Below are 13,325 nucleotides of genomic sequence, written 5' to 3' on the forward strand. Positions count from 1 at the left end.
ATTTTTTTTGCATAGTCGTCGGGCAGGGTAAAGCCGTAGAGACGATGCCAGCCCAGCATCATCGTTTCATCGGTGACGAATGCGTCCTTGGGGTCAACAATGATGACCTTGGCCGTGGGATTGCGCTGCAGCAACCATTCGGTCACCAGCGCTGCCCGTTCATAAGGGCCTGGTGGACACCGGTATGGATTGGGTGGTGCGGCCAAGACGAAAACGCCGCCTGGCCGCATGGCCTTGAGTTGCCGAGCGAGTAAAGCGGTCTGTTCACCCGCGATCCAGCCCGACGGCACCACGGTGCGCGCCAGCGGTTCACTGTAGCCGGGGTAAGCCTCATACAGGAGCTCAATGCCGGGCGAGACGATCAGCCGGTCGTATTCGAGGCGCTGCTTGCCCGCAGTGGTGACGACGCGCTTTACCGGGTCGAGCGCGACTGCCGTGTCGAACACGAACCGGATTCCATACTTGTCACGCAAAGTGTCGTAGCGCACCTCCAAGTCTGCCATCGTGATGTGCTCGGTGAGCACCTCGGACGAGCCATACGGCCGGATGTAGATCGGATTGCGCTCGATGACCGTGACGTCGAGCGCTGGGTTGAAGAGCTTGAGATATTTGGCGGCCGTCGCACCGCCGACGCCGCCTCCGATGATCACGATGCGCGCGGGGACGTTGGCAAATGCCAACGCCGGCGCTGCAGCGGTAGCGAGCAGCGCCAAGGCTTGCCCCATCCAGGCGCGCCGGCCCACGGCCGCGGCGGGATCGGAAACGTTCATGGTTGTCCTCCTTGCAGCGACTTTTGCGCCGCGAAAAATTCAGCCATCGCCAGCAGTTCGGCATCGTTGAAGCCACGTGCCACATGGCCCATCAAAGTCGATGGGCGCTTGCCCTCTCGAAAATCCCGCATCGTGCGCACGAACTGCTCGATCGGCATACCCGCCAGCGGCATGAAAGCCTCGTCGCCGAGCTGGCCGTAGGTTCCATGGCAGGCCGCGCAGCTGTGCGCCATCACGTCACCGCGCAGCACTGGTTCCGCACCGACCTCGGATGGACCAGTCATCGCAGATGGGGTGGGGCGGGTCGGCGCAGCGCTGGGCGACATGGCAGTGGCCACCGCCATACCGATGCCACTTAGCCCGGCGATCAACAGCACCGTCCTCAGCGCGCCCCCCCAGGCGGTTTGTGAGAAGATATTCATGCTCTGCGTGCTCCTTGCTGGGTGTGCGCTTCCTCAGCGCAGCCAAACCCAAAGTCCAATCCCGAAATAGGCCAGCGTCCACAGCACCAGCAGCCGTACCGACCATTGGCCCAAAGCGGTCACCCGCGGCCCAGGGGTATAGACCCCATCCCGATGTTGTCCGGCCTGCCAAGCCACGGTCAGTAAGTAGCCCAGCGTCACCCCGCCGACGGTGGCGAAGGTGATGAAAAACAGCACCGTGCTGTACCAGTCCATTTGAATGCGGTAGTCCAATGCGTCGTAGCCGTGCGTGCCGAGCAATGTGGCGTAGCGCAAAGCCTCGCGCGCTGCACCAATCGCGAGCAGCGCCACGACGTTCAGTCCCAAAACGCCATAACCCCAGTAGCCTCGCTCCAGCCGCTGTCCCATGCTCAGCGGCAGCGCCGCCATCGCCAGCAGTGCAGCCGCAGCCAAAGCGGTCCAGGGCGACGTCGCAAACCAAGCCATCTTGGTCGGCAGCGTTGCCATCCATACCCCTCCCATCAAGGCAGCCACCGCCCCACCCGCCAGGGCCAGCCGCAGCGCCAAAGCGCGCAGCCATGCCAAATAGGCGACATCGGTCTCAGCCGCGCCGATCAGATAGCGGCGGTAAGCGAGCAGCCAGGCACCTGTCACGGGAGCCGCCAGCGTGATGAAAAATCCAAAACGAGCCAGATTCCACTCGTGCAGGCTGCGCCCGCTCGGGTCGATCGAACCGTTCGGGGCATACCATTGCATCCAGGCTTCTGGGTACAGCATCTGGTTGCTCAGGCTATGCACGATGAAGCCCACCAGCAGCAGCAGTGCCACCGACACGATCATCCACGGCGCGCCGCGTCCGCCGTCGCGCGCTAGGTCCGGATTGCCCCAGTAAAACCGGTACATCGCCAGATAGCCGCCGATCAACGCGACGATGAAACCGATCACCCACCAGGCCGACAACACATTGGATGTGTACCAAAACGGGTCATAGATCACTTGTACGAACAGCAAGGGAGCGACGCCCAGGACGATCGCGACCGATACAGCGATCTTCGCGGTCGTCAACATCGCCGCCGCGAGCCGGCGCCAATTCGCCTGAGTGCTCATTGCACCGCGCAAGGTCAGCGCCGAGGCGCCCAACATGATGTGTACGGCTGCAATATGCAAAGCAAAAGTTACGACGCCCAAAACGAGGAACAACAACGGGTGCGAAGGCACCCCTGCGGGGTCGCGCAGGGCATAAAGCATCTCTGAGGTCATGACATCACTCCTCGATCGCCAATTCAGCCGAAGCCGCCGCGGTGGCAGTGGCACGGTCCGGCATGGTGGATATGATGAAAGCGGCCAGGGCCTGCGCCTCCTCATCGCGCAGCGGAATCTGCGGCATGTACAGCGTGTTGCCGCTGGTCAGCGCGGCTTGTAGATACTGCGCGATGTCGTCTTGGCTGGCTTGTGCGCCGATATAGCGGGTCAGCGGGCGCATGCCCGTCGCCGACAGCGAGTGGCAGTTGGAGCAGGCCGCCAGCGCCAGCGCGCGCCCGACTTCGATGCGATTGTCGTCGCCAACCGTCCGCAGCGGCTGCGGCAGGAAGGGAAGGGTAGTCAGCCAGCCATGCGCCTCGAGTTTGGGGATTTCCGACGTCACCCCCATACCCGGCACGTCGCGCCCCAACACCTGATTGGAGTACACATATTGACCAGCGACCCAGGGCTTACGCAAGGATTCGCGCGCGACTTCTTCGGGCCACAGCCCCAGCACCAAAATCGCCATCGTCATGGCGGCCGCCAATCCGGGTTTCATCCATTGCGGCCGCGCCCAGGTCAGCGCGAAATACAGCACCGTGCCGCCGACGGTCGCTGCCAGCATGGGCACGAAACGCGATGGCAGACGATTTTCCAGCACGATGGCAGCGGTTTGCGGCAGGGTAGCCAGGTACCACTGCAACAGTGCAACCCCCGCCACTGCTGACACGATGCCGATCACCGCCAATGTCCGCGCCACACGGCGCTTGAGCTCGGCGTCTTCGAAGCGCGAGGCCACGATGCCGCCCACGACCGCCATGATGGTGAACATGAAGGCGGTGCGCATACCGAGATGTGCAAAGGTGTTGCCCCCGTAGAAGGCGTTGAGCACCCCGCCCGTTTGCTCCCATTCCGGGCGGGCCGGCCACATCATGAAACTGAGGATACCGACGATGATCAGCATCGTCGTGTACGACGTCAGCCCGAAAATCACCGCGATGCGGGTGTGGGTGCGCACATCGACCTTGCCCGCCAGGTACACCAGCAAATACACACCCGCGACTTCGATAACGAAGAAGACCCACTCGGTCGCCCACATCCACACGAAGCTGTGAATCAGCGCCGAGATGCCGCGTGGGCTGGCGACCGTGGTGGAGAACCAGATACCCGGCCCGGTGATGGAGCCCAGCACGTAACTGAAAACCAGCAAAAACATGCCGTAGCGCCGAACAAATTCCAGCAGTCCAGGCTGGTTGTGCCGATAGGCATGGTTGACGAGCCAGGCAAAGAAGATCGCTGCCGCTACCGAAGTGTGAGAAAACAGCACATGGGCGGTGGCGATGAGACCAACGATCCATCCGCTGCCGATGTTGGTATCAAGCCAGGTCGGATACAAGCCGATGAGGTCCATAGGGTTTGCTCCTGTCACGATGCACGGTGGGGGCAGAAGATGCCGCCCCCATTGCCGACGTGTACAGTGATACAAAAAGCGTGCCAAGCCTACAGCTGACGGGTATCGCTTGCGCGAACAGTTCGGTTTCGATGGCCGCAGAGGTCGCCAGAAGTCAAAAGATCACGGCGGGTTTTCAAGGCTGTCATTGATGACTGCCAGGATGGCGGTCGTGCAAATGGCGTTGTGACAGAGCTGACAGGCCAGGACAGCAGATGGCCAAGACTGCCGCTGGACTTTCTGCTGTTTCAGCGTCGGTTCGTACTAAGCTTCCTGCGCGCAGGTATCCGCTGACGGTGTCCACAGAGTCGCACCTGGCCAAAGATCGGCAGGAGCACCGCTGCCGGATCCTGATGAGCACACAGTGCCGAGGCGGACGGCCTCGTTGCGGATCTCTACTCGTGGCAAGGAAGCGTGGGCAGCGGGATGGCCACAGCCTGCCAATCGGTCGCAGGCCCATCTGGGCAGGATGTGATCACCGCGGGCGGCGCATTCAATGAAAATCCCGCGAGCGGGTGACGAGATTTCCCAACAGAGGCGTCAGATCGCGGAGATGCCCAGCGATGAGATGCGCCACTTCGCCCCGCCGCTCGAGTTTTCCGCACACCATCAGCAGACGCGCGCCCAGCAGCGCGCGCCGCTGCCGCTCGGCCAGGTCGCGCCAGACAACGATGTTGATATGCCCGGTCTCGTCCTCTAGGGTGAGGAAAGTGACGCCGCTGGCTGTGCTGGGGCGCTGGCGGTTGATGACCAGGCCGGCCGCACGCACGAGACGGCCGTGTGGCAGCTCGAGCAATGCCTTTGCGCAGACCACTCGCTCGCGCGTTAGGCGCGTGCGCAAAAGGGCCAACGGATGGCCGCCGAGGCTCAAGCCAAGGCTGGCGTAATCGGCAAGGATATTTTGCTCCTCGGTTGGCGGCTCAAGAGCGGGCTGCGGCTCCTGGACTTTTTCCATGGCGAGGGGGGTGGGGCGCTCAAACCCGGCGACATCCCAGTAGGCTTTGCGGCGGTGACCGGCGAGCCGCTCGAGAGCACCGGCCGCAGCAAGGCACTTGAGATCGCGCAGGCCAATGCCGCTGCGCAGGGCGAGATCGTCGACACTCGCAAAGGGTTTTTCCGCACGGGCCGCGCACAGGCGTGCCGCGCCTTCGGCAGACAATCCGCTGACCAGGCGCAAGCCCAGGCGAAGGGCGGTCGCCTTCTCATGCCCCCCCGTCCTGAACGACTCAGTTGCCCGCTGCGCGCAGGGCTCCAGCGTGCAGTCCCAATCGCTGGCCAGCACGTCGACCGGCCGCACCTCGACGCCGTGGCGACACGCATCCTGCACGATCTGCGCGGGCGCGTAAAAACCCATGGGCTGACTGTTCAGCAGTGCACAGGCGAAGGCCGCTGGCTCATGGCATTTGAGCCAAGCCGAGGCGTAGACCAACAGCGCAAAGCTGGCAGCGTGCGATTCGGGAAATCCGTATTCGCCAAAGCCCTGGATCTGTAAGAAGATCTGCCGTGCAAAGTCTTCTGGGTAGCCGCGCTCGCGCATGCCGTCGATGAGGCGTCGCTCGAAATGCTCAAGTCCGCCCTGCTTGCGCCACGCCGCCATCGAGCGGCGCAACTGGTCGGCCTCACCCGGGGTGAAGCCGGCAGCCACGACCGCGAGCTGCATGACTTGCTCCTGGAAGATGGGCACACCCAAGGTCCTCTCGAGCACGCCGCGCACCGCCTCGCTCGGGTAATCGACTGGCTCGGCGCCTTCGCGCCGACGCAGATAGGGATGTACCATGCCGCCCTGAATCGGGCCTGGTCGCACGATGGCGACTTCGATCACCAGGTCGTAAAAACAGCGCGGTTTCATGCGCGGCAACATCGCCATCTGTGCGCGCGACTCGATTTGAAATACGCCAAGCGTGTCGGCTCGGCCGATCATGTCGTAGACCGCCGGATCCTCGGACGGCACGTCGCTCATCGCGAACGGGCGCCCGCGCCGCGCGCTCACCAGATCGAGCGCGCGGCGGATCGCCGAGAGCATGCCGAGCGCGAGTATGTCGATCTTCAGCAGGCCGAGCGCGTCGAGGTCGTCCTTGTCCCACTGGATGAGGGTGCGCTCGGGCATCGCTGCGTTCTCGATCGGCACCAGCTGCGACAACTGGCCGCGCGCGATGACGAAGCCGCCGACGTGCTGCGAGAGGTGGCGCGGAAAACCAATCAGCTCATCGACCAAGCGGATCAGCAGCGCGACTTTTTTGTTTGATGGGTCGAAGCCAGCTTCCATTAGGCGTTCAGGCTGGACCCGTCGCCCGTCCCACCTGGCCATTGATTTCGCCAGTCGCTCGACCTGCTCAGAATCGAAGCCGAGCGCGCGGCCGACGTCGCGCATCGCGCTGCGGGGCCGGTAGCGGATCACCGCGGCGGCGAGCGCGGCGCGCTCGCGCCCGTATTTGGCGTAGAGATATTGAATCACCTCCTCACGCCGCTCATGCTCGAAGTCGACGTCGATGTCGGGCGGCTCGTTGCGCTCGCGCGAGATGAACCGCTCGAACAGCATCGCCATGCAGGCAGGGTTCACTTCCGTGATGCCCAGCGCGTAGCACACCGCCGAGTTAGCCGCTGAGCCGCGTCCCTGGCACAGAATCCCGCGTGAGCGGGCGAAGCGGACAATGTCTTGCACGGTGAGGAAATACGGCTCGTAGTGGAGCTGCTCGATCAGCGCGAGCTCGTGCTCGATCTGCGCGCGCACGCTGTCGGGCGTGCCATTGGGGAAGCGCCACCGCAGACCCGCTTCCGTCAGGTCACGCAAATGCTCAATCGCACTGTCGCCCGGCGGTACGACGTCTTCTGGATATTCGTAGCGCAGTTCCTCGAGCGAAAAAGTGCAACGCGCAGCGATCGCGAGCGTCTCGTCCAACAGCGCCTGCGGGTAGAGCTGGGCTAGGTCGTCTAAGGTGCGCAGATGCCGCTCGCCGTTGGGGTAGAGCGCATCACCCGCCTCCGCCACCGGCACGCCGAGTCGAATCGCGGTGAGGGTATCTTGCAGCGCCTGGCGCTCGGGCAGGTGCATATGCACATCACCAGCTGCCACTAGCGGCAGGCCGGCCGACTGGGCCAGTTCGGCCGCCGCGGCGAGTCGCTCGGCGTCATCGGGCGCGCGGAACAACCCCAGCGCAAGCCAGGCGCGCTCAGGGAAACAGTCGGCGATGATTCGGGCCTGCTCCAGGCTGGGCAGCGGATCGGCCAGCAGCAGCGCCAGGCAGCCTGGCAGACCATCGCCAAGATCGTCGAGCCCCAGCGCGTAGCGCCCTTTGCGCGCATCGCGCCTGCCGCGCGTGATGAGCGCGGATATGTTGCCGTAGCCAGTGCGGTCGGTCGCCAGCAACACGATACGCAGACCTTCCGCAAGGCGGACTTCGCTGCCAATGATGAGCTGCAGTCCAAGCCCTTTGGCCGCTACATGGGCGCGCACGGCACCGGCGAGCGAGCATTCGTCGGTGAGCGCAAGTGCCGCATAGCCGAGCTGGTGTGCGCGCTCGACCAGCTCGTGCGGATGCGAAGCGCCACGCAGGAAGCTGAAATTGGAGACACAGTGGAGTTCGGCGTAGCCCTTCACCTGGTTTTGTCCCACCGAATTGGGCTGGAGCGCGCGCGGTGTTCGCGGCTCATGCGAACACCCCATGCACATACCACTTTCCGCTCGCGCGATCGCAGTACACCCATAGGCGCGTCCCGTTGCAGTCCTGCGCCACATAGTAGTCGCGGGCGATGTCGCCGCCGTCCCACCAGCCGCTCTCAATGCGCTCGGGGCCTGAAGCCAGCGTGATCGCGTCGACGCAGCGCGGCAGCGGGCGGGGCAAGAGCCACAAGGGGCGATGGCGGTTGGCCTTGGCTGCGCGCTGTGTTCCCTGCGCAGGGCGCCAAGCGTGCTCGGGGCGATGGTCGTCGGTGGTCTCGATGCCGTGGACTGCGTCGCGTCCAAGGCGGATGCGCAGGCGCTCGAGCAGCCACTCGCCGTCAGCCTCGCGGGTTTTCTGGAAGAGGTCGGTGTTCGCCGCCGCAAGCGGCAGCACCTGAGGAGCGCGCAGCGCAAGCGTGTGCACCGGCGCTTGCAGCCGTGTGCGTCCAAGCGTCTCGCGCATGAGGAGCTGTATGCGCGCCGCGTCGCGCATCGGCTTGGCCAAGCCGAGCTTGAGTACGGTGGCGTCGCGCCGCTCGTGGTGGCAAACCCATTCCAGCGCTGCGACCCCGGCCTGGCGTTGCATGAGAAAGCCTTCGAGTTCCAGCAGCAAGCGCCGCATGGCGAACTGCAGCGCTTCGGCGGCGTGCGCTGGCGTGGGCAGTTCGATCGAGCGCTCGAAGCTCGGCGGCGGCACGAAGCGGGCGCGCGCCTCGGGTTGTCGGCCGAGTGCACGGTCGATTTCGTCGACGAGCGCCTGGCCAAAACGGCGTACGATGCCGCTGCGCGGCAGGCGCAGGCAGTCGCCTAGCCGTGATACGCCGATGTGGTCCAGCGCTTCGATCACCGCCGGCGGCTGCTCAAGCAGCGCAAGCGGTAGCCCAACGAGCAATTGTTCCAGCTGAGCGAGATCGCTCACGGTTTTCTCGAGACCAGCCTTGGCCAGCAGCCAGGCGCCGTGCGCCGTGGGCGCACAAGCCATCGCGGCCGTGTAGCCCAACTCGGCCACACCGACTCGAACCTGCTGCAGCAAATCAGCCAGGCCACGGTGCAGGCGCAGACAGCCGCCGATTTCGAGCAGCAGCCCGTTGGGTGGCGCGAGCGTCACTGACGGCGTAAAGCGACCCGCCCACATCGCCATCCCCTGCAGCGACGCGCGCTCGGCCTCTGGGTCGCGCGGACGTATGATGAGGCCATCGGCCAGCGCTTGTGCTGCAGACGCCGCCATGCCGACATGTATGCCGCAGGCGGCCGCGACCTTGTTGCAGGCGATGATCCGGATGCGCTGGCCTTGCCAGTCGACCACGACCAAGGGTTGGGTCACGGCCGCGCCTCGGGTGAAGACATCAAGAGGCAGACTATGGAAATGCAGCGCCAGCCAGAGCATAACGGCAACCCGTCGGACGGAATTCGAAACTCTGTATTCGAGACTCTGTGTTTCAGGACTGAGCCATCGACAGCACGGATGCCTGCCGCTTTGGCCAGCGAATCTCGTCCGCTTGCCAAAGCGCCACGATCACGGGTTGGCTCACCGGACCGCCGCGACGCTTGAGGACGTGCACCGCGAGTCCTTCGTGGGCTGGCTCAAGCAGCAGTCGCAGCGCAGCGGGCGAACGCGTCTCGGCTGCCCGCGCATGGCGCAACAGCACGCCCCAGGCACAGCCGGTTTCGGCCGCCAGCTGCAGGCGGCGCATGCGGCGCTCGTCGGCCCCGCGCAGCCATGCCAGAAGCGCGCTGCAACTTCCCGAGCGCAGCGCCTGTTCGGCTGCCCACCAGGCGTCGTCTGGTCTGGTGGGCTTCGCGATCAGCAGGCGTTTCAGATCGACGCCCGCGGCCGCCAGCGCTGGGGCGTAGGGCACATAGGGCGGGGCCACCCAGGCAAGCCAGCCGTCGGTGATGGACAGCCGCGCCAGCGCTGGCATCAACAGCTGCAGCTCTCCGATCCCATGTCTGGCGATCAACAGCTCGGTCAATGCGCCGCGCGGCCAGCCGCCGCCTGGCAACACCGCATCGAGCGCAGCAAAGCCAGTCGGCAGCGCGGCTTCGCTCGCCTGCGCGGGCTGATTGCCGCGCCAGATACTGGGGTGCTGCAAAATCGATTCCAGCGATGGGCTCATGCGGTCAATCTCCCTGGAGCGAGCCTTGGCAAACAGCCTCCTAGGCTCAACCCCTGCGGATTACACCCACCGCAACGCCCTCGATCACCAGGTCCTGGTGGGCCAGATCGATCACGATCGGCTCGAAATCCGGATTTTCTGGCAGCAATTGCACCGTGTGGCCGCGCTTTTTGAAGCGCTTGACAGTCACCTCGTCGCCTAAGCGCGCCACAACGATCTGTCCAGCATAGGCCTCGGTGCTGCGGTGCACCGCCAGCCAATCGCCATCGAGGATGCCAGCGTCCTTCATGCTCATGCCGCGCACTGTGAGCAGGTAGTCAGCACGCGGGCTGAACAAGGCCGGGTCGAGCCGGACATGGCGCTCGATGTTTTCTTGCGCGAGGATGGGGCTGCCAGCGGCGACTCGGCCGACTACCGGCACTGCGCCGCCGCCATCCCTGAGACGGATGCCGCGAGAGGTGCCCGGCACCAGATCGAGCATCCCTTTCTTGGCCAACCCCTTCAGATGCTGCTCGGCGGCATTCGGTGAGCGAAAGCCCAAGCGCTCGGCAATTTCGGCGCGCGTGGGCGGCAGTCCGGTGGCCTCAATCCATTCTCGGATGAGGCCGAGGATTTCTGCTTGGCGGTCGGTCAGTTCTCGCATGAATCCTCCAGATACTGTATTTATATACAGTATAAGCGTCACGCTGACCAATGCCAAGCGCCACCTTATGCCGCAGTGGACTCATGGACAGTCTGAGGCGGTAGGGCGCAGCCGCAGCATCCATGGGGACGTGGCGCAACGATCCATCCGTCCTGACGAAGGGCAAGGCGCTTCGAGGCGCTGCACAACAGTGCCGAGGAACGCCCAACGATCTGTCAGGGCTCCGTTGCTTTGTCCCATGTGGCCGGGGGAGAGATTGGCCACTGCGTGAGGAGACCTTCAATTTGATACTTATAATTCATTCTCAATAACAGCCGTTCCAGAGATTGATCATGAATATCTTCCGTCATTCCTCTTGCTCGCCGTTGCGGCGCCGCTTGTTGCTTGGCGGCCTGGCGGCCAGTGCGATGCCTCGGCTTGCGGCAGCCCAGGCCGTTGAACCGCTGCGCGTAGTAGTCAGCATCTTGCCGCAAAAGCAGTTCGTCGAACGCGTGGCGGGCAACGCGGCGCAGGTCGAGGTGTTGGTGCGCCCCGGCCAAAGCCCTGCCACGTACGACCCCACGCCCGCGCAGCTGGTGGAGCTCGGCAACGCGCAGGTCTACTTCCGCATCGGTGTGCCTTTCGAGGCCAACTGGGTGCCGCGGTTTCAGTCGCAGTTCCCCAAGCTGCGCATCGTTGATACGCGCCAGGGCATCGAGCTTGCGCCCATGCGCGGTGCCGACGGACAACCCGCCGCCAGCGGCGCGCGTGACCCGCACATCTGGACCAGTCCGCGGCTGGTCAAGCGCCAGGCGCAAACCATCCGCGATGCGCTGATCGAGCTGGCCCCGGCGCAACGCGAAGCGTTTGAGGCGGGCTACACAAGCTACGCAGCCGAGCTCGATGCGCTCGATGCCGAGTTGCGCCAGACGCTCGCAGGCAAGACGCAGCGCCGCTTCATGGTCTTCCACCCGGCCTGGGGCTATCTGGCGCGCGACTACGGACTGGAGATGATTCCCATCGAAGTCGAGGGCAAGGAGCCCAGCCCCAAAGCGCTGACGGCCCTCATCGAGCAGGCGCGCTCGCTGGGTGTGCGGGTGATCTTCGTGCAAAGGCAGTTTTCGCGCACCGCAGCCGAGTCGGGGGCGCGCGCCATCGGCGGCGAAGTGGTCGAGCTCAACCCGCTCGAAGAAGACTTCATCGGCCAGGCCCGGCGCGCGGCCGCCGCCATCGCGCGCGGCATGGTGTGAGCCCGTCCGACGCTCTGCGCTTCGAGGATGTGGACTTCGCCTATGGCGAAGCGCCCGTCCTGCGTGCCGTGAGTTTTTCCGTCCCCCTGGGCAGCGCCTGCGCGCTCGTCGGACCCAATGGGGGCGGCAAAAGCACGGTGCTCAAGCTCGCGCTGGGTCTGCTCGCGCCGCAACGCGGTCGCATCCGGGTGTTGGGCGCCGCGCCCGAGGTCGCACGGCCCCGGGTGGGCTATGTGCCGCAGTTTGCGCAGTTCCAGCGCGACTTTCCGTTGCGCGTGCGTGACGTCGTGCTGCAGGGCACCTTGCGCGGCATGCCCCTGGGCGCACGCTATGGCCAGCGGGCCCAGGCGCGCGCGGAGGATGCCTTGCGCGCCACCGACACGGCAGACCTGGCCGAGCGCCCCATCGCGGCACTCTCGGGCGGACAGCTTCAGCGCGTGCTCATCGCGCGGGCACTCGCTGGCGAACCCGATCTGCTGCTGCTCGACGAGCCCACCGCCCACATCGACAGCCACTCGCAAGGCAGTCTGTTCGACCTGCTGGCTGCCGTGCGCGGCACGCGCAGCATCATCATGGTCTCCCACGACCTGCACGCCATGACGCGCTGGGCCGACCACCTGATCTGTCTGAGCACCACGGTGCGCTGGGCAGGCCAGCCGGCGGAGAACCCGGGCTGGGAGCGCGTTTGTGGCCATGCCGCAGCGGCACCCGGGCCGACACGGGAGGCGCCATGAGCTTTTTTCACGCCGTGGCCGAGCACGGCTTTCTGCAATGGGTGCTGCTGGCCGGCTTGCTCGCTGCGCTGGGCAGCGGCGTGGTGGGCACGCTGGTGGTGCTCAAACGCGTGAGCTTCATGGCCGGCGGCATTGCGCATGCGGTGCTGGGCGGCATGGGGGTGGCGCAGTGGCTGGGCGGCTCGCCGCTAACGGGCGCCACCATCGCGGCGGTGCTGGCGGCGCTGCTCATCGGCTGGCTCACCCGGCGCGGTCGCGAGCGCGAAGACATGATGATTGGCGCCATCTGGGCCGTGGGCATGGCCGTGGGCATTCTGGCCATCGCCCGCACGCCGGGCTACCAGAGCGAACTGATGAGCTACCTGTTGGGCAACCTGTTGATGGTCGGCCGCGAGCAGGTGCTGGCCATGGTGGTGCTGGACGCCGCCTTGCTGCTGGCCCTGGCGCTGCTGTGGCGGCCGCTGGTGGCGGCGCTGTTCGACGAGGAATTCGCCCGCGCCCGCGGCCTGCCGGTACAGGCGCTGCAACAAGGCCTGCTGGTGATGATTGCGCTGGCCGTGGTGGTGCTGGTGCAGGCGGTGGGCCTGGTGCTGGTGCTGGCCCTGTTGACGCTGCCGGCCGCCACGGCCTTGCGCTTGGGCCGCGGCATGGGCGCAGCCATGGGTCTGGCGGTGGCGGTGGCCGCCGTCGAGATCGTGGCCGGTCTCGCGCTCGCCTACGAGGCCGACGCGCCGGGGGGTGCCGTCATCGTGGTGCTGGCGGCGCTGGCGTATCTGACCACGCTGGCCCGGCGCCGCGGCTGAGCCGGCGCGGCTCTTCGGCGCACCAAGCGCCTCCCGCCCTACCGCCGCCTTCAATCCCGGCGCTTGCCGCGCCGAGGCAAGGCTACTGACTTAGGGAACGCCGGCAAAACCCGCCTCGACAGCGGGCGGATGTGAGACAGTGTCGGCATGAAACAGATGAGCCTTCAGAGCAGTGCGACGGGATTCGAACGCAAGACCAAGAAGACGCGCAAGCCACACAGGCCCATGCCCTGCTGCACGGTGGAGAAACCGAC

Annotated in this window: 11 protein-coding genes; 3 read left to right on the plus strand and 8 right to left on the minus strand. The window is 65.4% G+C overall.

Annotated elements, in window-relative coordinates; genetic code table 11:
• The 8 genes from P3W97_RS05370 to lexA all read right to left on the minus strand — a co-directional run.
• Positions 1–770, minus strand: a 770-nt coding sequence (locus P3W97_RS05370; RefSeq protein WP_300844515.1) for an FAD/NAD(P)-binding oxidoreductase, incomplete at its 3' end; no start/stop codon positions are given.
• Positions 767–1,192, minus strand: coding sequence for a cytochrome c class I (locus tag P3W97_RS05375; RefSeq protein ID WP_300844517.1), 426 nt, complete (start codon positions 1,190–1,192; stop codon positions 767–769). The genes P3W97_RS05375 and P3W97_RS05370, both read right to left, overlap by 4 nt.
• 33 nt (positions 1,193–1,225) lie before the next feature.
• A complete protein-coding gene (locus P3W97_RS05380) occupies positions 1,226–2,452 on the minus strand; it encodes a hypothetical protein (protein ID WP_300844519.1) in 1,227 nt (408 codons plus the stop codon).
• 4 nt (positions 2,453–2,456) lie between these two features.
• Positions 2,457–3,845, minus strand: a complete 1,389-nt coding sequence (locus P3W97_RS05385; RefSeq protein WP_300844521.1) for a cytochrome c — start codon at positions 3,843–3,845, stop codon at positions 2,457–2,459.
• Positions 3,846–4,377: 532 nt separating this feature from the next.
• Positions 4,378–7,620 (minus strand): error-prone DNA polymerase, encoded by a 3,243-nt coding sequence (locus P3W97_RS05390; protein WP_300844535.1) that lies wholly within the window; start codon positions 7,618–7,620, stop codon positions 4,378–4,380.
• Complete coding sequence (locus tag P3W97_RS05395) at positions 7,532–8,869, minus strand: DNA polymerase Y family protein (RefSeq protein WP_300844523.1); 1,338 nt, start codon at positions 8,867–8,869, stop codon at positions 7,532–7,534. The genes P3W97_RS05390 and P3W97_RS05395 overlap by 89 nt, the downstream gene beginning before the upstream one ends.
• Positions 8,870–8,984: 115 nt before the next feature.
• On the minus strand, positions 8,985–9,662 hold the full coding sequence (imuA, locus tag P3W97_RS05400) for a translesion DNA synthesis-associated protein ImuA (RefSeq protein ID WP_300844525.1): 678 nt from the start codon (positions 9,660–9,662) through the stop codon (positions 8,985–8,987).
• 46 nt (positions 9,663–9,708) lie between these two features.
• On the minus strand, positions 9,709–10,305 hold the full coding sequence (gene lexA, locus P3W97_RS05405) for a transcriptional repressor LexA (protein ID WP_300844527.1): 597 nt from the start codon (positions 10,303–10,305) through the stop codon (positions 9,709–9,711).
• A 332-nt stretch (positions 10,306–10,637) separates the two neighbouring features.
• Between lexA and P3W97_RS05410 the strand changes: the two genes are divergently transcribed.
• From P3W97_RS05410 to P3W97_RS05420, 3 genes are read left to right on the plus strand one after another with little or no spacing between them, the layout of a single operon-like run.
• Positions 10,638–11,534 (plus strand): zinc ABC transporter substrate-binding protein, encoded by an 897-nt coding sequence (locus tag P3W97_RS05410; RefSeq protein ID WP_300844529.1) that lies wholly within the window; start codon positions 10,638–10,640, stop codon positions 11,532–11,534.
• Positions 11,531–12,268: an ABC transporter ATP-binding protein gene (locus tag P3W97_RS05415; RefSeq protein WP_300844531.1), complete on the plus strand. Its 738-nt coding sequence runs from the start codon at positions 11,531–11,533 to the stop codon at positions 12,266–12,268. The genes P3W97_RS05410 and P3W97_RS05415 overlap by 4 nt, the downstream gene beginning before the upstream one ends.
• The gene (locus P3W97_RS05420; protein WP_300844533.1) at positions 12,265–13,071 is read left to right on the plus strand and encodes a metal ABC transporter permease; all 807 of its coding nucleotides are present in this window, start codon (positions 12,265–12,267) and stop codon (positions 13,069–13,071) included. The genes P3W97_RS05415 and P3W97_RS05420 overlap by 4 nt, the downstream gene beginning before the upstream one ends.
• Positions 13,072–13,325: the final 254 nt, after the last annotated feature.

The organism is Tepidimonas sp., assembly GCF_029335975.1.
Classification (GTDB): Bacteria; Pseudomonadota; Gammaproteobacteria; order Burkholderiales; family Burkholderiaceae_C; genus Tepidimonas.